This is a genomic window from Paenibacillus sp. GCM10027626, from assembly GCF_042676285.1.
Classification (GTDB): domain Bacteria; phylum Bacillota; class Bacilli; order Paenibacillales; family Paenibacillaceae; genus Paenibacillus_Z.
The window spans coordinates 38,681-57,207 of record NZ_JBHTHC010000015.1; the positions used below are offsets into that span (position 1 = coordinate 38,681).

19 protein-coding genes are annotated in these 18,527 nt (G+C 48.8%); 5 read left to right on the plus strand and 14 right to left on the minus strand.

Annotated elements, in window-relative coordinates; all coding sequences use genetic code 11:
• Positions 1 to 100 precede the first annotated feature (100 nt).
• A complete protein-coding gene (erpA, locus tag ACFQ0N_RS25200) occupies positions 101 to 463 on the minus strand; it encodes an iron-sulfur cluster insertion protein ErpA (protein WP_379331518.1) in 363 nt (120 codons plus the stop codon).
• A gap of 292 nt (positions 464 to 755) precedes the next feature.
• Between erpA and mqnE the strand changes: the two genes are divergently transcribed.
• Together mqnE and ACFQ0N_RS25210 are read left to right on the plus strand one after the other, a co-directional pair.
• A complete protein-coding gene (gene mqnE / locus ACFQ0N_RS25205) occupies positions 756 to 1,859 on the plus strand; it encodes an aminofutalosine synthase MqnE (RefSeq protein WP_379331520.1) in 1,104 nt (367 codons plus the stop codon).
• Positions 1,860 to 1,952: 93 nt separating this feature from the next.
• Positions 1,953 to 3,020 (plus strand): NAD(P)/FAD-dependent oxidoreductase, encoded by a 1,068-nt coding sequence (locus tag ACFQ0N_RS25210; protein WP_379331522.1) that lies wholly within the window; start codon positions 1,953 to 1,955, stop codon positions 3,018 to 3,020.
• Positions 3,021 to 3,052: 32 nt separating this feature from the next.
• Here the strand turns inward: ACFQ0N_RS25210 and ACFQ0N_RS25215 are convergent, their stop codons facing one another.
• A complete protein-coding gene (locus ACFQ0N_RS25215) occupies positions 3,053 to 3,274 on the minus strand; it encodes a YuzB family protein (RefSeq protein WP_379331524.1) in 222 nt (73 codons plus the stop codon).
• An 85-nt stretch (positions 3,275 to 3,359) separates the two neighbouring features.
• On the opposite strand from ACFQ0N_RS25215, the gene ACFQ0N_RS25220 reads away from it, so the two are divergent.
• Entirely contained in the window at positions 3,360 to 3,605 is a 246-nt protein-coding gene (locus ACFQ0N_RS25220) for a NifU family protein (protein WP_379331526.1), read from the plus strand.
• Between the two features lie 124 nt (positions 3,606 to 3,729).
• Here the strand turns inward: ACFQ0N_RS25220 and ACFQ0N_RS25225 are convergent, their stop codons facing one another.
• From ACFQ0N_RS25225 to ACFQ0N_RS25275, 11 genes are all read right to left on the minus strand, one after another.
• Complete coding sequence (locus ACFQ0N_RS25225) at positions 3,730 to 4,455, minus strand: SDR family oxidoreductase (RefSeq protein WP_379331830.1); 726 nt, start codon at positions 4,453 to 4,455, stop codon at positions 3,730 to 3,732.
• Positions 4,456 to 4,560: 105 nt separating this feature from the next.
• Complete coding sequence (locus tag ACFQ0N_RS25230; RefSeq protein ID WP_379331528.1) at positions 4,561 to 5,295, minus strand: Cthe_2314 family HEPN domain-containing protein; 735 nt, start codon at positions 5,293 to 5,295, stop codon at positions 4,561 to 4,563.
• Positions 5,296 to 5,400: 105 nt separating this feature from the next.
• Positions 5,401 to 6,330: a COX15/CtaA family protein gene (locus ACFQ0N_RS25235; RefSeq protein WP_379331530.1), complete on the minus strand. Its 930-nt coding sequence runs from the start codon at positions 6,328 to 6,330 to the stop codon at positions 5,401 to 5,403.
• 213 nt (positions 6,331 to 6,543) lie between these two features.
• Entirely contained in the window at positions 6,544 to 6,888 is a 345-nt protein-coding gene (locus ACFQ0N_RS25240; protein WP_379331532.1) for a thioredoxin family protein, read from the minus strand.
• Between the two features lie 43 nt (positions 6,889 to 6,931).
• The gene (locus ACFQ0N_RS25245) at positions 6,932 to 8,509 is read right to left on the minus strand and encodes a copper amine oxidase N-terminal domain-containing protein (protein WP_379331534.1); all 1,578 of its coding nucleotides are present in this window, start codon (positions 8,507 to 8,509) and stop codon (positions 6,932 to 6,934) included.
• Positions 8,510 to 8,579: 70 nt separating this feature from the next.
• The gene (locus tag ACFQ0N_RS25250) at positions 8,580 to 10,217 is read right to left on the minus strand and encodes a putative polysaccharide biosynthesis protein (RefSeq protein WP_379331536.1); all 1,638 of its coding nucleotides are present in this window, start codon (positions 10,215 to 10,217) and stop codon (positions 8,580 to 8,582) included.
• Positions 10,218 to 10,311: 94 nt separating this feature from the next.
• Positions 10,312 to 10,788, minus strand: a complete 477-nt coding sequence (locus ACFQ0N_RS25255) for a DUF456 domain-containing protein (protein ID WP_379331538.1) — start codon at positions 10,786 to 10,788, stop codon at positions 10,312 to 10,314.
• Positions 10,789 to 10,792: 4 nt separating this feature from the next.
• On the minus strand, positions 10,793 to 11,542 hold the full coding sequence (locus ACFQ0N_RS25260) for a Cof-type HAD-IIB family hydrolase (RefSeq protein WP_379331540.1): 750 nt from the start codon (positions 11,540 to 11,542) through the stop codon (positions 10,793 to 10,795).
• Positions 11,543 to 11,607: 65 nt separating this feature from the next.
• Positions 11,608 to 13,641 (minus strand): peptidoglycan D,D-transpeptidase FtsI family protein, encoded by a 2,034-nt coding sequence (locus tag ACFQ0N_RS25265; RefSeq protein ID WP_379331542.1) that lies wholly within the window; start codon positions 13,639 to 13,641, stop codon positions 11,608 to 11,610.
• Between the two features lie 66 nt (positions 13,642 to 13,707).
• Complete coding sequence (locus ACFQ0N_RS25270; RefSeq protein WP_379331545.1) at positions 13,708 to 14,874, minus strand: transglutaminase domain-containing protein; 1,167 nt, start codon at positions 14,872 to 14,874, stop codon at positions 13,708 to 13,710.
• 38 nt (positions 14,875 to 14,912) lie between these two features.
• The gene (locus ACFQ0N_RS25275) at positions 14,913 to 15,350 is read right to left on the minus strand and encodes a hypothetical protein (protein ID WP_379331548.1); all 438 of its coding nucleotides are present in this window, start codon (positions 15,348 to 15,350) and stop codon (positions 14,913 to 14,915) included.
• 190 nt (positions 15,351 to 15,540) lie between these two features.
• On the opposite strand from ACFQ0N_RS25275, the gene ACFQ0N_RS25280 reads away from it, so the two are divergent.
• On the plus strand, positions 15,541 to 16,695 hold the full coding sequence (locus ACFQ0N_RS25280; protein ID WP_379331550.1) for an MFS transporter: 1,155 nt from the start codon (positions 15,541 to 15,543) through the stop codon (positions 16,693 to 16,695).
• A 537-nt stretch (positions 16,696 to 17,232) separates the two neighbouring features.
• The gene (locus ACFQ0N_RS25285) at positions 17,233 to 17,601 is read left to right on the plus strand and encodes a DNA primase (RefSeq protein WP_379331551.1); all 369 of its coding nucleotides are present in this window, start codon (positions 17,233 to 17,235) and stop codon (positions 17,599 to 17,601) included.
• On the opposite strand, the gene ACFQ0N_RS25290 is transcribed toward ACFQ0N_RS25285, so the two are convergent.
• Positions 17,598 to 18,524: an AEC family transporter gene (locus tag ACFQ0N_RS25290; protein WP_379331553.1), complete on the minus strand. Its 927-nt coding sequence runs from the start codon at positions 18,522 to 18,524 to the stop codon at positions 17,598 to 17,600. The genes ACFQ0N_RS25285 and ACFQ0N_RS25290 overlap by 4 nt on opposite strands.
• Positions 18,525 to 18,527: the final 3 nt, after the last annotated feature.

The window sequence follows — 18,527 nt, forward strand, 5'->3', positions numbered from 1 at the left end:
AGCAAAAACGACCTCCGAACGATTTAGTCACAGACTAAATATCGTTAAGGAGGTCGCCATCCATAAAGATACGCGCCGGTATGTTAACGTTGTTTACGTCTTAACACTCGCCCGCAGCCGCTGGCTTGCCGGCATCGGTAGCCGTACGGAAGCTGGAGCCGCAGCCGCATGTAGCAGACGCATTCGGGTTATTGATCGTAAACCCGCCGCCCATAGCCGACTCCTTGAAGTCGATTTCCAGGCCGTTCAAATATTTGATGCTTGTGTTGTCAACGACTACTTTCAAACCATCGAGCTCCAACACTTTATCATCATCGTTCTCCTCGTCGTCGAAGCCCATTCCATAAGAAAAGCCGCTGCAGCCGCCCTCCTTAACCCCGATACGCAAAAACATATCCGGCGTCTCTTCCGCTGCGAGCATTTCCTTTATTTTCTCGTTAGCTAGTGCGCTAATAGTGATCATTGAAATCCCTCCGCATCATACACTATTCAGTATTGACCGACAGTGCGACTCATTACTTCTAGTATACCCTTTATTGTTCCCGGCCTCAAGAGACGAACACTGGTTAGCCTGGGATACGGATGGATGAGACTGAAAACTTTTTATGGGTTGCCGCTCTGTGAATAGAAGGTTTATAATGAAAACAGTGTGCCGCCGATGCAATTAACACATCCGGCCAGAGAACGTTCTTTTTTTCACAATGTACGCCGTATGCAGGAGCATTATTGGCGCTCAAGGACAGGAGGCAACATGTATGAATATTATTATCCCGAATGAACATTCGCAAATGCAGCAAATTAGCGAGAAAGTCCGCGCAGGCGAGAGGCTGACTCACGAGGATGGCGTCTTTCTGTATCAATCCGATGATTTATTAACGATCGGCCAGCTGGCGAATGAAGTTAATTTGCGCAAAAACGGAAATAAGGTGTATTTTATCGAAAATATGAGCCTCTACTTTACAAATGTATGTGAAGCTCATTGCGCTTTTTGCAATTTCCGCAAAGATGAAGGTGAAGAAGGGGCCTATACTTTAAGCGGCGCAGAAATGATCGATTATGTTGAAAAGCATATTCATCCAGGAGTCCGTGAATTTCATATTGTAGGCGGCCATAACCCGCATGTTCCGTTTCAATACTATGTAGATTCTTTGCAGGCACTCCATGATCGCTATCCAGATGTCACTTTGAAGGCCTATACAGCCGCTGAAATTGACTTTTTCTCGCGAATTAGCGGTCTCAGCTATCGGGGAGTGCTGGAAGAGCTGATGAAAGCCGGGCTGAAAAGCTTGACTGGCGGCGGCGCGGAAATTTTATCCGATGAATACCGGCGCAAAATGCGTGTAGAGAAAGCAAACGTATCCCAGTATTTGGACGTTCATCGCACGGCTCATCAGTTGGGCTTGCGTACCCATACTACGATGCTTTACGGCTCTGTTGAGAAGCATGCGGACCGCATTTGGCATATGATGCAAATTCGCGAGCTGCAGGATGAAACGAATGGCTTCCTGGTCTTTATCCCGCTTTCGATGCAGCCGATCAGTCCAAAAGCAAGTATCAGACGCCGCAATTCAGCCTTTGAAGACTTGAAAACGATCGCCATCAGCCGCTTGATGCTGGACAATTTCCAGCATATTAAGGCTTACTTCATTAATATCGGAACCCAGCTCACCCAGGTATCGTTAACGATGGGCGCCTCTGACGTTCACGGTACAATCGTTAAAGAGCGCATTAGCCACGCGGCCGGAGCTTTGACGCCGGAAGGCATTACCCGCGAGGATTTAGTCTGGCTGATTAAAGGAGCAGGGCGTATTCCTGTAGAGCGCGACACTTTCTATAATGAAGTTAAAGTGTACGAGTAGCTTGTTTCGCGTATACTACAGCTATATGGAACCGAACATGAAATCTGCATATCGTCATTACCTACATTACAGCAGAACAGAGGTTGAGATCTCATGAAACGCATTGTTATTTTAGGTGGCGGTTATGGCGGCCTCTCAGTCGCTCAAGATCTTCTAGCTGGAGAATTGCCTGACGATACAAGTATTGTGCTTGTCGATCGGATGCCGCATCAAGGCTTAAAAACTGAATACTACGCCCTGGTTGCAGGTACTGTTGCCGATCTAGACCTGCGGGTGGCCTTTCCGTCCGACCCCCGGTTAATTATAACTTATGGCGAAGTAACCGGTCTTGATCTGGAGCAAAAGCAAGTTTTTATTGAAGATCAAGATCCGCTGGAATATGAATGGCTTGTCGTCGCACTTGGCTGCACGGATAAATACCATGGTATTGAAGGGGCCGAGCAATATTCAAACAGCATCCAAACCTTTTCCGCGTCTAGAAAAACGTATCAGCAGCTTAACGATGTCAAGCCTTACGGCCAGGTTACAATTGTCGGCGGCGGCTTAAGCGGCGTTGAAGTTGCAGCCGAGCTGCGCGAAAGTCGGCCTGATCTTAACATCCGCATTCTGGATCGGGGATCATCGGTAATGTCTGCATTTCCAGCCAAGCTGCAGGATTACGTGTCCTCCTGGTTTCTCGAGCACGGCGTTGAGATGCGGGGCCATGTTTGCTTGACCCGGCTGGAGCAAGGCATTTTACACGATTCGAACAATGCGGAACCTATTTATACAGATGTTACTGTATGGACTGCCGGCATTCAGCCTGTGCCGATTGTACAACAGCTGGATTTGCCGAAGGACAATCAAGGGCGGCTTATCATTAATGAATATCATCAATTGCCGGAATATAATAATGTTTATATCGTTGGTGATTGTGCATCCCTCCCCTTTTCGCCGAGCGGACAGGCAGCCGAAGCGCAGGGCAAGCAGGTTGCCATGGTGTTGCAAGCCATCTGGGCAGACAAAACGCCCCAGCTTCCAAAAATCAAGCTGAAGGGCGTTCTCGGCTCGCTCGGCAAAAAAGCCGGCTTCGGATTAATGGGAAAAACTCCAATCTTGGGAAGAGTGCCCCGTGTACTAAAAAGCGGTGTGCTGTGGATGTCCAAGCATCATTTGGGTTAAAATATCCTTAGCTTCCAGACTGATGCATCTTGCTAAACAGCCTTTATTATTTGTTCATATAACTCATCTACTGTGTCCGCGGCGATAATTTGCCCATTAACCAGTGCAAAAGGATATAAGTAGCATTCGCCGCAGTTTCCCAAACAACCGTATTCGATGACTTGCATCTGCGGATTTTGTTCAAGACGAGTCATGATGCGATCGGTTCCGTGATGCATATTGCTTGCACAAAACTCGATTGTTGGTTTTGACATCGATTATTCACCTGATCCTTACGATGGTATCCATTTTCAATTAACTTACTTTGTAATATAATAAAGAAGAAAGGAGTTGAATGCAATGAGCGAAAATGTACAAAATACAATGTATGATGAAGTATTGGACGTTCTTGACAAGCTTCGTCCGTTTCTGCAGCGCGATGGCGGCGACGTTGAACTCGTCGATGTAGAAGACGGAATCGTTAAGCTTCGTCTGGTTGGCGCATGCGGCAGCTGCCCAAGCTCGACCATTACCCTTAAAGCAGGCATTGAACGCGCTTTGCTTGAAGAAGTAGAAGGCATCCAAGAGGTTATGCAAGTATTCTAATGAGCGCGCATCGCTCAAGTAAAGCGAACGCATCACAATAAGAGAGTCTTGCCGGTCATGTTCTCTGTGTCCATCGACATCGAGCTGCATGCTGGCAAGACTCTTTTGCATTTGTTTTAAACATTTACTTGGGAATCGTTGTTTTGATTGGATCGAAGCCGCCGGTTACATCAACAATATTGCCGGTAAGGTAATCGGACTCGGGCAGGCATAAAAAGGCAATCACTCTGGCAATATCTTCTCCGCTGCCCGGTCTGCCGAGCGGCGATTCTTCATCGCGCTGTCCAATCACTTCTGCAATTGTCCGCTCTTTATTGTCGCCGCGAATATCTCCCGGACAAATCATATGTACGGTTATGCCGTGCGGCGCTTCCTCGACTGCCAATGTTTTGGTAAAGGAAACCAGCCCCGTTTTTGCCGCGGCATAGACAGCGCGGTGAGGCCAAGCCCGGCCTTCGCCGGCATGACCAAAGCCAAAATGAATAATCCGTCCCCAGCTGCGCTGCCGCATGCCTGCAAGCAGCTTGTGATCAAGCAGCATGACGCCTAACAAATTGCCGCTCATCAGACTGACAATTTCCTCTTCCTTATATTCGCCAAACAATCTTCTTTCCCTAATAAAAGGACCTGCATTATTGATTAAAATATCGATTGTTCCTGTTCTGGACCATTGCTGCGCCTCTGCGGCCAGCTCTCCTACTTCCAGTTCATTGGCGATATTGGCTCGAATTGCAGTCGCTCTAACACCTAAGCGAGAAATCGTCTCTGCCAATGTTAACGCCTCGTACTCGCTGTTCACATAATTCAGCACAATGTCACAGCCCATACGCGCCAGCGCCAAAGCTGTCATTTTGCCCAGCCCTTTGGCGCTGCCTGTCAATAATGCTGTTCTGCCCTGTAGCTCCACGGTTCCCCTCCTCGTGTAAAAGCAACATCCTTGGAGAAGTATAGCATATTATTTTCTTTTTCTCATCTGCTGGGCCATTGCCGAAAACGATAAATGCAATGTCTTCATTACAAATTGCATCCCTTGCTCCAAATCATCCATCTGAGCCTGCAAATTTTCCAGCCGCAGCTGTGAGCTGAAAGCCTGGGAGCTTTGCCGCAAATCATCCTCCAGCTCGGAATTCATGTAATGAATCTCTGTATTGCGCCGCTTGCGAAGCCGGCTTACCGGCTCCTTGTAGCGTTCCTTTAATTCCACCAGCTGATCTGTTAGCGCCTGGTTTTTATTTCGCTGCCGCATTGTGCGCAGCACAGTAAAATAGGAAAAGTGAGGCTTGATCCTTTCCGTTTGCAGCTCAAATACGTCATTTAATAACGTGCCTAATTTATCAAGCAATGCAAACACCCGAATAAAGGCATTTTTATCAAAATAGACATGGCGGTAATAACTCATTCGTTCCTCTGGCGACATTTCTTTAATGGTCGCAGAATGAATAGAACGGGCAAATTGAACCGCTGCATACTGGCTTTGCTCCAGCTCATCCAGCGAAGCCATCAAACCGTAGGTCCATACTTCAAACTTGCGCAATCGCTGTACAGCTTGAGACCCGCGATCTTTACTTGCGTCCGCTGCCGCTCCAAATTGCTTGCGCAGCAAGCCGCTAAATTGCTCCATCGCTTGTATTGTTTGCAGCAGCTGACCTTCCGCCACACGGGGAGGCTCATTAAATAACATTCTCAACATTCGTTTAAGCTCATCTCCCCTGCTGCCTATTTCCTGACAATTAGGATGCCCGGCGAAAAGCATGCACCATGCAGGCAAATATTCGCTTTCCTTCCTCGCCTTGCCTTAGTTTTTTCGCTCACGCCACTTTCCTGCACGTATCGTCAAATCAACTAAAAATCCAAAAAACAAGGAAATAATTAAGTTGTGAAGCATGCTGGTAAAGACAAATGCGTCTTCATTGGTAATCGTCGAGGTCAGCAAGCCTCCGCTAAGCACTTGAATAATGATAAGCGCCAGTACAATCATGGCAGAACGCTTTAATTCCGCATTCGTCCTGCATGCTTTATGCACATGATAGGTCAGATAGGCGACCAGCACCATCAATATAAAGGCCGCTACCCGGTGTGCGAACACTAAGCCGGTTACACCTTCAAGCTTTGGAATGACTTCACCGTTACACAGCGGCCAGCCGATGCACCCCCCTGCCGATTCCGTATGACGAATGAAGGCGCCCAAATAAATAACAAAGTAACAATAAACAATGATCGACAAACACCATATATAGACCGATCGAGGCACTTTAATCACTGCCTCTGCTGCCGCACCGTTTTTATTCATTCGTACAGCCCAAACCCACAACAGCATCGTACAAGCAAAAGCCATGATCGAGAACCCGAAATGAAGCGCCATTACTGGCGGCGATTGCGGCCACATGACAGCCGCGGCTCCGAGCAATGCTTGCAATACGGTAAAAAAGCCAGAGCCTGCTGCATACCAAAGCGCTTCACGATAACCATTGCGCCGATATAGCTGGTAAGCGGCAATAAAGGATGCTAGTACAAGCAATCCGACTACCCCTGTTACTAATCGATGGGAATATTCAATTAACGATTCTACTGTATAAGCGGGAATGAATTTGCCGTTACAAAGCGGCCAATCATCGCCGCAGCCCCGTCCTGATCCGGTGTTCGTCACAAGCGCGCCGGCCAGCAAAACAAGAAGCATCCCTATACATGTCGCTGCAGCAAGTCTGCGAAACCGACTGGATACCATTAGTTATCACCTTACTTCCGCAAATGATCATTTCAATTATAACGATATCAACCGGCAAAAACCATGTTGAAAATGTGAACATGCGCCTAATAGAAACGATCATGCCGCGGATTGTCACACATCGGACAATCGTTACGGAAAGGCTAAGGAAATGCAGTACGCCTAATGAAAAATGTCCGCAGGACAAGCCTGCGGACTTAGTTTCTTTCATCGTTAACTGTTCAATGCATCGCTAACCTGCAAAGCGCGCTCCAGAAACTGTTCAATCTCTTCACGTGACTTGCGCAGCTTGCTGACGAATCGCACTACCTCTTGGCCGTTCTTAAAGGCGATGAAGCTCGGAATACCGAGTATATTCAACTCGCTGCAGAGATCCGGCAAGTCGTCGCGGTCGATCTCGATCAGACGAAGCTGCTCAGCGTACTTTTGCTCTACTTCCGGCATGAATGGATCAATAAAATGACAATCCGGACACCATGTTGTCTTGAATACCGCCACCGTTAATCGCCCGGAGGCAATAGCAGAACGAAAAGCTTCATCGGTTTTAATTTGCTCCATATTGGCCATCCCCTTAATACTCATAATCCAGATATGGTTTATATTATGGCTCGCGTTGCAAGATCAAATACTTATCGTAATTACCGGTTTCCCAATCGTAAGTAACGTTTTCCCAATAAATCTTGCCGCCCAGCGCTTTTGCAAAATCACGGCCGGGCACATAGGTTACACCATTGATGACCGTAACCGGAAACGACCATTTTTGCTTCTTGCCGTTGACATAGACTTGATCGCTGCCCTTGGCCAGTTGGATCGTTGTTGCCGTTGCCGGGTCATGAACGGTAATTTTTTTCGCTTTTGCTGTAGCTTTCAGCGATGCTCCAAGACGCTCAGCCGTATCTCGCAGCGGCACAAGGGTAATTCCTGAAGGAAGAACAACCGGAGGTACATAGCTATATTCCGGATGCATGTAGATTTGCTGCCGCGTTATATGCATATCGTTGCGCAATAGTTTATATATTGCCGATTTGGGGTCGAACTGCTGCAATATCTCGTAGCCTTCCATTTCCGCCAGCCGCTCCAGATTCAGCCCATTGCCTGGCCGGGTGACTTTATCTGTCGTCACTTCTCCGTTTATATTTTTCCTTTCTGTAATCGAGCGGAAATGTATAGCTTGCAGCGGAAATTCAGAGTCAATTTCCTCCTGCTCAAGACTCGGCACTATTGCCGCTTCCATGATAGCTTTGCGAATATTCAAGCTGCTGTCAACATAAACATCCGCTTTAGCATACGTGTTCGGATTAAAGATTTTATCAAAGCCGGACTCAGGATCCTGCTCGATTTCTTTCATTCCGTCTTTCATTTGGCGAAGCCCTTCAAGAAAGTAATCGAACGCATCGGCAACCGCTTCGTCCGAATCCTCATCAAGCAGTGTGCCAAAAATATTGTCTCCGCCCACCGCCTCGATCGTCGGGGTCTGACTTTGTACCAGCTCATAGATTGTCGTTAAAGTCTTCTTAAGTCCTTGCTCATCCTTTAGCAGTGCCTCCAAATAGGAGCTGATCCAAGTCCAGATCTCCTTGCCTGAAAGCTCAGCTTGCACATGCATGAGTGAAAGCGACTCGCCAAGCACTGTTTCTTGTACAGAAGCTGCTGTAATTTTGGACGGGTTAGGCAGATTATCGATAGCATAATTGGCAACAGCCTCTACCATTTGCTTGCTTGCCGCGGTAATCGACTCCTGGCTCAAGCCTTCCATCAAGCTCCCGTCATCGCTCAGTTCAAGCACGATCGGCGCTTTGGCTCCATCGAGCTGGAGGACGGCCAGCTTGTTGTCCATTGCAATTGAGAAGCCGATTTGCTTGTTGTCCAGCGCTAGCAGACCGGACACCGACAGATGGTCTGCATCCTTCATTTTAATGTCATCAAGCTGAAGCTTCATATTGGAAAGCATGCGCATAAGTGCAGTTTCGTCAGCCGGCGCGCCGCGGAGCGCATCTTCTGCGAATTGCAGCTTAAGCTCGATCGTTTGACTTCCCTCGTAAGCATTCACCTGAAACGCCTGTTTAAGCGTTTTATTAAGATCAAGCCCGCCAACTGCTTGACACCCTGCAGCAATCAGCATGATAGCCGCAAGCATAACCAACCAAACCGAGCGTTTGCCGCTTATTCGTTTTTTCAATGATAAATCCCCTCTCCATGGGTTGAAAGACCAATGTCTATTCTATCATAAAGAGGGGATTTATGGAATGCTACCCTTGGGCTTGTCGACCTGCAAGTTTCATAACCGGAGCCAGCAGCTTCCGCAGCGGACCCGGGAACTGACGCATATCTTCAGCCGTGACCACCTTTAACAGCACGAGTGCCACCAGGTAAACCGCCATAAAAACGATGGCGGTCATTGCCGCGGCCGTAAAATAACCGATTTTGGCCGGAACATCCGCAAGCAACGTCCGCGTGCCCCAATCAGCAAGCCAGGCGGTACCGGCTGCCAGTACAATCGTCGCTATGTAGCCCATCCACCGATTGCCCAGTACCGAGAAAGGAACCTCTTTGCGTATAGCCCGAAAATTGAGCGAAGCGATCGTCAGGAAGCAAAGGGTAGAGGCAATAATAAGTCCGTAAACGCCGAGCAATGGCGTCAAAGCGAGGCTGCCCGCTACTTTTACAATCATCCCGATGATTGTGTGCCGCATGGGCAGCTTGGCCTTGCCGAGCCCGAACAGCACAGAATTGCTCGTCATCATCGTAATTTGAAAAATCGTTCCTGCCGTCAGCGCGGCCACTACTCCGCTGCCGTCAGCATCGGAAAAGAAAAATCCGGTTGTCGGAATCGCTCCTACAGTTAACGCCAAAGCGACCGGAACGCCGGTAAAGACGACGATCCGCATCACGAGCGAGGTTTGGCGCTGAACTTCTCCCATATTTTGTACGGAGAACGCCGAGGAAATGACCGGAATAATCGAGGAGCTGAGGGCAATTGCCAAAATTGGCGGAATGCCGGCGACCCCCTGAGCCCTAGTACCGAGCCAAAATAATGCACGCTCCGCTTCCTTTTCAGTGGCATAGAAGGCATTGAATAAATGAGAAGATAAATTGGTGTCAAAAAAATAAATAAACTGAACCGTCATCGCGGCAATAACAATCGGCACCGATATCGAAAACAGCTCGCGGTAAATGGTGCGAAAGCGCAAATTGCGGCTTGTATCCTTCTCCGCTTGCTCCCCTTTGCCGGACTCTAGCGCATCCTGCTTGCGCAGCTTGCGGGCATAGTACAGCATGACTGCAAAAGCGCCCAGACTGCCAAATACACTGCCGAACGCGGCGCCAGCGGCTAACCAGCGCTGCCCCCAGCCCCATGATAATATAAGAACTACTAGGCCAATCGCGGTTATAACCCGCGCAATTTGTTCGATAATTTGCGAGATGCCGCCGGCCATCATCATTTGTCTGCCTTGGAAGTAGCCGCGCATCATAGCAATAACCGGAAAGACTAGCAGCGCCGGGGCAATTGCCGCTATCGCAAGATCTGCATCTTCCTTTCCTGTCCACTGTGCGAAAACAGGGGCAAGCATAAAGAGCAAAATGGCAATGACGATACCGGCAGCAGCTCCAAACCATAATGCTGCACGGTATATTTGCTTGGCCTCCGTCACGCGCCCCAGCGCATACCGTTCGGATACCATTCGGCTTATCGCACTGGGAATACCGCCGGTCGCAACGACAAGCAGCAATAAATAGACATTGTTGGCTGCATTAAAATAGGTATTTCCCGCTGCATCTAATAAATAATCGAGCGGCACACGCTGAAACAGCCCGAGTACCCGGGCTACGAGCGCCGCCGCTGCGAGAATAATTGTTCCTTTTATCAAGGAGTCTTTCTTTACCATAACAATTGCCGATCTCCCTGCTTCATAAATTGCGGTTCTATGGCTTTGACGCTTGCTTTATGCCTGGGCCCGTCCTGTCCGTGCTCGAATCGTCTTATATCCAGATGAAAAACAAAATAATCATAATAAGCTGTAAAATAATTTTGACGACTGTGCTTGAAAATAGTCCGACTACCGAACCGAAGCCAACCTTGAGCGACTTATCGAGATTCGAGCCGGCGAACAGCTCGCCCATAATTGCGCCTAGCAGCGGCCCCAGCAGCAGCCCAAAGGCCGGTATAACAAAGGGGCCGATAATAACGCCGATCGTACTGCCGACGACCGACGCTTTAGAGCCGCCAAATCGCTTTACTCCCCAGGCATTAACCGCGTAATCCGCTACGAACAGCACGACTACGATCAGCGTTTGAATCGTCCAAAACCAAAAGCCGAACGGCTTAAAGGAGATAAAAAATCCGTAGACGAAAAACGCAGGGTAAATGGCCAGCGCTCCCGGCAGCAAAGGAAATATTGCGCCTCCCATGCCGACGATGAACAGAATAATGACGATGATCCAGCCGGCGATTTCCATCGCATCATTCTCCTTTCAGTACAAAATGTTGAAGAAGATGCGCTACTGCATGCTCATTATTGGTGACGATCACTTCATCGGCCGCTTCTTTGACGGCCTGCTGGGCATTGCCTACTGCAACGCCGAGTCCTACTTCGCGAATCATCGCGATATCATTCATACTGTCGCCCATCGCAGCCACTTGCGACATCTCGATTCCAAGCAGTGCGCACAGCTTGCGAATGCCGCCCGCTTTGGATATACCGGCAGGATTGATTTCGATATTGTCAGGCGACGAATTCGTCACTTCGATTTCTTCCCATTGCGACAATTCATGCAAAATCCGCTTCAGGGCAGCCCGGTCTTCCGTATAAAAACCGAATTTCAGCCATTCATACTGCTCGTAATCGGCCTCTATCCACGTCTCTTTATTGACAATTCCTTTGACCGTGTAAGCCCAGTACCAGCACTCTTCCTCCTGCAGGGCCAGCCGGTGCAGCCTCCGCACCAGCTGAGGCGACATCAATGTGCGATCGAACAGCTCATATGGCTTATGCCAGATTTCACTGCCATTGACCGTAATCATAGGCGTATCCAGCTTAAGCTGCTCGGCATACGGCACCGCGCTGGGAAAGCCGCGGCCCGTGGCAAAGCAGACCTTTACTCCTGCATCAAGCGCCTTATGAATCCAATAGGCATTTTCCTTGCTAATTTCCTGCTGATCATTCAGCAGCGTTCCATCCATATCGAGCGCTACCAGTTTTATCTGTGTCATGGAATTCCCTCCAGTTTCAGTCAAGCTGTTCCGGCGAGCGTACGCTAGCGCTCACCCTCCGTTCATCACTCCCCGGCTGCCGTCTGCTTTTCATCAGCCGCTTTTTGCTCTGTAGATTTTTTCGGAACTCCGTGCAGACCGATCTCATAATCGTAAGCGTCAAAAATTTCACGGGCAATCGGTGCCGCCGCATCCGCGCCAAAGCCGCCGAAAGGCACTACGACTGCGACAGCCAGAACAGGATCCTCTGCCGGCGCATAGGCGATAAAGATGGAGTTGTCGATCTTTTTGCCGGCTACCTCCTGCTCTGATGTACCGGTTTTGCGGTTCACTTTGTAAGCTGCGCCGTCAAAGGCAACGGCTTTAACCTGCGACATCCCTTTCTCGATTTCTTGCCAATAGGCAAGCGGAAATTCGACCGTATTCAAAATTTCCGGCTTGAACGTTTTGACTACTTTACCTTCGGAATCGGTAATTTTGCTGACAAATTGCGGTTTCATCCGTTTGCCGCGATTGGCCAGCATCGCCGTATATTGCGCTAATTGCAAGGTCGTATAGCGACCTTGCTGCCCGAATGAAGCCTGAATCAATGCCGATTGCGGACTCGCAACCTCAGACTCGTGAAAATAGTTGACGATACCTGCTTGTTCGCCAGGCAGCCCGCTCTCCGTAAGTACGCCTAATCCGAATTGCTTCATGTATTTATCCCAGACATGGACGCCTTCATCGCCTTTATATTTGAAGTACAAGGCATTGCCCACCATTTTCGCCATAAACGGGTTGGACGACTTGGCAATCCCCTTCCAAGGTTCCAGCCAGCCGTAGGCGTGCCCGCCCGAGTTTCTAATCGCGCGGCGATGCGTTCCTTCTTTACCATAATAAAATGCGCCGTCATCATTATATCTGTCATTTACGGTAAACAGCTTTTCGTTCAACCCCACCAGTACAGAAAGCGGCTTTTGCGTGGAACCGAGCGGCACTACTGAGGAGGTGAGCTCTTTGACCTCTTCGTCATTTTCATAGGGGCCGTAAATTGAGCGGATCGTGCCATTGCCCATAACGCCTTTTATCTTATCCCAATCTTCTGTGCTGATTGAACCGTCTTCCCACACATTCGAATCATAGTCCGGCATGCTGGCCATCGCCACCACATTGCCAGTCTTCACTTCCATCGCTACCGCGTAGCCCGTCTTCGCCTTCTTCTGCTGCTTCTTCGCAACGGTCGTCGTCTGCAGCCATTGGAGCCGGTCTAAAATTGCCTGCTCTGTCTTCATTTGCACGTCGCGGTTAATCGTCAAATGAAGGTTATTCCCTTTTTCAGGCTTAACGATTTCAGGCAAGCCGATAATTTTGCCGACCGAGTTAATCGGAAATATTTTCACGCCGTTTTTGCCGCGCAGCTCGTCTTGGTACATCATTTCCAGCCCATCATATCCGACGTCTTCTTGCGGCAAATATTTGAGCTTCGCATCTTTGGTTTTATCCAGCCCTTTATATTTATCAAGCTGCTGGGCGCCGCTGAACTTTTTCAAATAACCGACCAATTGCACAGCCACTGAATTGGGATCATAATGGCGAATGCTTTCCTCAACGACGTCAACGCCTTTATACTTGTCCCTATTTTGTAGGAAATACGCGACCTCGTCTTCCGTCAGTCCGGTTTTTATCCGGCGCGGCACGGAAAGAATGTTTTTCCTAAAATCCAGGTCCATATTTTTAACGATCATTTCCAACGTAATCGCATGATCAGGGGCGCCATATTTATTAAAGGCTTCAAACAAACGCTCGGCCATTTTTAATGAATCTTCTTTGGTCGACTTCGACTCCAGCGTATAATATAACGACTGAGTAGAAGTGGAAAAAGCAATTTTTGTATTGGTAGCATCGTATATATTTCCCCGGATTGGCGGAATGGGCACCGATTTCGTGCTTAATGCCGACTCCTCCTCTTTCAATTGCGGCCCCTCCACAAATTGCAATATGGCAAGCCGTATAATCAAAATACTGAACAGCAAAAATGTCGCGAAAAAAAACAGATTAAGCCTGAATGAAAAATGCCGCCTCCGGTTAATCTCCTGTTTCTTCGGATCCTCCTCCACCACAGCTCCTCCTTTCCTAGCATGTTTCTGCATTATTCCTTCTATTAATAACGATTTTATCATGCATTAAGCTTCACGAATATGCGTAGTTTCGAAGCCTTTCGGATTAAACCAATTGCCGCTTGCCGCCCAAGTCGCATCCAGCGGAATCCATTTGCCTCCTTGATCGGCCAGCCTGACTTCATTCCAGGCATGCGGACCGAATCCGCCGCTGCCGTCCGCCCCAAGTCCGGTAACTACACGCACTTCTAGCCCCACTGTCCGAGCCATGACAGCATACAATCTTGCTGTATCAATACATACGCCCTGGCGGGTCGCAAACGTATCAGCAGGGTTTTGCTCCTTCCATACGCCGCGTTCTGTGTAGTTGCGGGCCTTATCCCAGTCGTATGCGATTCTGGAACCAAGCCAGTCATACAAAGCTTTCGCTTTTTCCTCATCGGTGGAAGCATGCTTGACAACGGCTTTGGCCGCTTCCTCGATATCATCAGGCACAGCTGCATCGATCACTTCATATTTGCGCTGCAGCACGCGCCGAAACTCCGCTTGCATTTCCTCGGCAAGCACCGGTCCGCGCTTCGTTAGAATGTCGCCTGCAACCGGCTCCAGCAGTTCCTCCGCCGTCTTGCTGTATAGGGCCGATGCCCGTATAGAATCAACCATCGGACCATCAGGCAGCAGGGAAATATAAATGAACAGGAGGGACAGGATGATAAAAGCGCGCCCAGCTCCCATCATTGTGCCAAGCGCAGCTCCTGCGGCCCGGCCGGTAAATCCCTGCTTCATATTTTCCAGATGCCGACCGCGCTGATGACGATTTCCTTCCAGCCAATCAAACAGCATTCCGCCAAGCGGGTACAGCCAACTGAGCGCAAACCGCAGCAGCATATAAGCAAGGAGAAATAGAACGCCAAAACGCAGCAGCTCAAAATCGCGCAAGCTGGTTATAAAGGTATACCACAGCTGCTTTAATGTTCCCATCTGCTCATTCGGAACCATTATTTCCCGCGCAATAAGCCATTCCTTGACATAAGTGGTCGTATGCGCAGCTATTTTTCCGGCCAATATGAGCGAAAGCACTGCCGTCACTGCTTCCCATACAAAGAAAAAGAGGTGCCTCGCCGATCCCGACGCACCTCTCCTCATTCCTTGAATTAGTGAGCCGAGCAGCAAGAGCAGCACCACGATGGCTACCGGTTCCCATTGGAACAGCGCCTCCAACCATCTATTCACAACAGGGCCCTCCTAAATGAGCGCCAATCGCAAACAAGCTAGCCGTTGCTCTTGGCTTGATCAATCAAATTGCGAATTGTATCATCAATCTTCATTTCAATAGCCGGCGTGCCCTGAAATGAGACTTTCACTTTACGGTCTCCAGGCATCCCCGTTAATTCCAAATTTTTCGTCGTTACTGTAAAGGATCCGTCTTTATTGGTTGTATATTTGGCATCCTTGACTTCCCCTGCCATTGTCGATACAACCTCCTGTTTTACAGTTTCAATCGCCTTCGTCCCGATATCCTTCAGATCATCAAGCGTATAACCGCTGTACACAACAACCCCAATAATGATAACGGCTACAATCAACCACTTCACGACTGTTTTGACAATTTTAATAACTAGAAAAAGGACGACAAGCGCAATGAGGAGCATCACCCAGTTGTCTTTGAAAAACTGAATCCAAATGTCAATATCTTGATTAAAATTCATTTCTTAATCTCCTCCATTATAACGCCTGCAAACGTTGAATACAAAATATTATACCTGATGCCATATAGCCCGTAAACCACTCATTGCGCCAATTGGCATAACCTGTCCGTTACGGGCGTACAAGTAGTAGTAATACACAACCGGATTGGTCTTAACAATGACCGTTAGCGGTTGAGGGAGGATGCGCAAGTTGAGAACTGCGGTTTGGCTTTACTTATTTTTATTCGTTGCTTTCTTCGATCTTCATGCCCAATACCCCATCTTAACGCCGTTTGCATTGTCGCTCGGAGCAGCTCCTTCTTTTATCGGATTAATGATGGGACTGTATTCGATCACTCACCTGCCTGGCAACATTATTGCCGGCTATGGCGTCGATCGTCTGGGCAGCCGGATTTTCATCGTTATCAGCCTTGGAGCAGCTGGCGTCATCCTTGTCTTTCAAGCTTCAGTAACCGACCCTTGGCAGCTGCTCATTTTGCGGTCCATTAGCGGATTTGTACTGGCTTTTCTTTCACCGGCCTGCATGACGCTGCTGGCGCGAATGTCCCAGGATCGCGTAAAGCAGGGCAAGCTTATGGCCGGCAACGGTCTCATCCATACGCTTGCTTCCGTCGTATCTCCGGCGGCAGGCGCCTATTTGGTGGCGCAGATCGGCTTTACAACCGCCTTTCTCTTTCTTGGCTGGCTTCTCATTATCACCGCCTGCTGCGCCCTGTTCTTTATTCGCGACATCCCGCTTTCAAAGGCCGACCAAGAGGCGCTGCGCGCGAGCAAAGCCGTTACAAAAGCAGCATCCTCGCCTTCAGTACCGTGGATTGTCTATCTTTTACCGATTGCCACCAGCTGCGCACAAGGCATTCTGTCCTTTGAGCTGCCGCTCCTGGCTACTTCGCATGATACGCTGCTGACGACCGGCTTGCTGTTCTCCGTTGTCAGCATCGGAGCACTGCTTACTTTAAGCATGCTTTTCCTTAATCGAATGTCCGCTTATTTGCGCACTTTATGGGGAAGTTTGCTGCTGGCTTTAGCTTATTTCGGGATCGCTGCGGGCGGCCCATTGCCGCTTTACCTGTTATTGCTTATTCTTGGTATGGCCAAAGGCATTATTTTCCCGGCGTTAACTACCTTTCTGATTGAACTGAGCGGCGGGCAGCGTTATGGACGAACCTTCTCCATTCTGTCCATCGCCTTTTCCGTAGGCGCCTTTATCGGCCCGATGGCTGCCGGACATATAAGAGATTTTATTTCCCCCTACTTTTTAGCCTTTTTATTCTTGATGGCGGCAGTGGCTATTTTGCCTTTTTATTCGCTGCGGCCTCCTAAGACGAATGCCCATTTTTCCTAAGTCTGGGTATATGCACAGGGCGATTAGCCCGCCAAGGCATACATTACAGTGTGGCTAAAGGCTAGAACAGCTGTACCGGTCGATTCGCGGCTCGCTATTCTCGTGCCAGGAGAGAGGTGACAACTATGTATCCATATGCAGAAGATGTTGTCGGCAATCGTCTAACCCTTATCTGCAGGATTCTTATACTCTTCATTTTACTTGTCATCATAGTTGGATGCATCATTATTAGCGAAATTTAACGGGACGGTCTGCAAGACAGGCCGTTTTTTTCGATTTTATAGAATTTATATGTTTTACCTGATAAATTCTATAAAATTTCAGGGGAAGAAACTTGCCTCGCACCAAGGACGGCGTCAGCCGTTTCTTCTTACCACATAAGAATTTATAAGTTTCCAAGCTGTGCGGAAAAACAAATTCTTATTGGCGATAAAAACTACCTTTAAACGCGGTCGCTCATCCTCGAATGACTTCGATAGGAGTTTTTCTCATATTAGGCGGCAATTTGCGGTACAATAGGTTCGAGGTGATTGGCGTATGGATATTGCAATAATAGTAGAAGGGAAAAATGACCGAAGCCGTCTTCGCCGGGTGTTAACGCAAGAAATACCGGTCTACTGCACCTTCGGTACACCAGGTCCTGAGCAGCTAGCCGCTCTCAGCAAGCAGGTTGGCAGCAAGCTTCCTTATATTTTCACAGACAATGACGCATCCGGCAAAAGAATCCGCGCCATACTGCGCGATCAATTTCCCGATGCAGAGCATCTGTACACCCGCAAAGGCTATCCTGGAGTCGAACATACACCTGAGGAATATTTGATTGCTCAATTGGAAAAGGCGGGCCTTGAAGAGTACGTTTTGTATCCCCCAATTGCTCTCGCCCAGTACTGCAAGGATGAGTATTAAATATGCAGCATATAGATGACGACCGTCACCGTCACGATGCTGATCAAGGTAGAAAGAAATACCGCCTGAGAAGCAAACTCGGGCTCATTGTCAAACTCGACTGCCAGCAGCACACTGGATAACGAGGTAGGCACTGCCGACGAGACGATTAGCGCCTTGGCCAGCAGGCCTTCGAAGCCGATTATCCAGACAACAAGCGCTGCCAGCAGCGGTCCGCCAATTAAACGCAAACCGGCGGTCAAAAAAACGTCCGTCATCATTGGGCCGCGCAGCGTCCACTTCATGCTCCCCAGTTGTACGCCTAATGTAATCAAGGCCGTTCCGATAAAGGCATCCGCCAAATAATTAACCGGTGTCTCGACAAATTGCGGCAGCGAGATGCCGAAACCGTGCAGCAGAAAGCCGGCGGGAATAGCATAAACAACCGGCTGGGAAGCAATTCTGCGAAGCAAGGGACCGAGCGAGCTTTTGTGCGCATTGACACTATATATGCCATAGGTGTTCGGCAGCAGCGACTGCATCATCATGACAATCACTTGCACCGACATGGTGAAAGGATTGGCTGCGAATACAAGCTGATTAAGCGGGAGCGCATAGTTAGCGCTGTTATAAAACAATACGCTGTTGCGCATTGCGCTGCGTCTGCCCGGCTGTGCGCGGCGCAATCGGACAAGCGCTTCTGCTGCTGCATACTGCAAAAGCATAAATATCACAAAAAACAAGAGTGTCTGCCCAATGACTGCCATCGGAATTTCCGTTGTATATAGCAATCTGAAAATAATAGCAGGCGAGAATAAATAAAAGTTCAGCTTGGACAATGTTTTAATATCTAATGAAAAAAACCGTTGCAGTGTGACGCCGAGTGCAATCATCACTGTCAACGGAAGTAACGTGTTCCACAATATCGACCAAAAAACTGCCATCGT

What these genes read in the sequence shown, in the direction of transcription:
- erpA (WP_379331518.1), bottom strand. Translation starts at nt 463, where the DNA reads ATGATCACTATTAGCGCACTAGCTAACGAGAAAATAAAGGAAATGCTC.
- mqnE (WP_379331520.1), top strand. Translation starts at nt 756, where the DNA reads ATGAATATTATTATCCCGAATGAACATTCGCAAATGCAGCAAATTAGC.
- ACFQ0N_RS25210 (WP_379331522.1), top strand. Translation starts at nt 1,953, where the DNA reads ATGAAACGCATTGTTATTTTAGGTGGCGGTTATGGCGGCCTCTCAGTC.
- ACFQ0N_RS25215 (WP_379331524.1), bottom strand. Translation starts at nt 3,274, where the DNA reads ATGTCAAAACCAACAATCGAGTTTTGTGCAAGCAATATGCATCACGGA.
- ACFQ0N_RS25220 (WP_379331526.1), top strand. Translation starts at nt 3,360, where the DNA reads ATGAGCGAAAATGTACAAAATACAATGTATGATGAAGTATTGGACGTT.
- ACFQ0N_RS25225 (WP_379331830.1), bottom strand. Translation starts at nt 4,455, where the DNA reads ATGACAGCTTTGGCGCTGGCGCGTATGGGCTGTGACATTGTGCTGAAT.
- ACFQ0N_RS25230 (WP_379331528.1), bottom strand. Translation starts at nt 5,295, where the DNA reads ATGTTGAGAATGTTATTTAATGAGCCTCCCCGTGTGGCGGAAGGTCAG.
- ACFQ0N_RS25235 (WP_379331530.1), bottom strand. Translation starts at nt 6,330, where the DNA reads ATGGTATCCAGTCGGTTTCGCAGACTTGCTGCAGCGACATGTATAGGG.
- ACFQ0N_RS25240 (WP_379331532.1), bottom strand. Translation starts at nt 6,888, where the DNA reads ATGGAGCAAATTAAAACCGATGAAGCTTTTCGTTCTGCTATTGCCTCC.
- ACFQ0N_RS25250 (WP_379331536.1), bottom strand. Translation starts at nt 10,217, where the DNA reads ATGGTAAAGAAAGACTCCTTGATAAAAGGAACAATTATTCTCGCAGCG.
- ACFQ0N_RS25255 (WP_379331538.1), bottom strand. Translation starts at nt 10,788, where the DNA reads ATGGAAATCGCCGGCTGGATCATCGTCATTATTCTGTTCATCGTCGGC.
- ACFQ0N_RS25260 (WP_379331540.1), bottom strand. Translation starts at nt 11,542, where the DNA reads ATGACACAGATAAAACTGGTAGCGCTCGATATGGATGGAACGCTGCTG.
- ACFQ0N_RS25275 (WP_379331548.1), bottom strand. Translation starts at nt 15,350, where the DNA reads ATGAATTTTAATCAAGATATTGACATTTGGATTCAGTTTTTCAAAGAC.
- ACFQ0N_RS25285 (WP_379331551.1), top strand. Translation starts at nt 17,233, where the DNA reads ATGGATATTGCAATAATAGTAGAAGGGAAAAATGACCGAAGCCGTCTT.
- ACFQ0N_RS25290 (WP_379331553.1), bottom strand. Translation starts at nt 18,524, where the DNA reads ATGGCAGTTTTTTGGTCGATATTGTGGAACACGTTACTTCCGTTGACA.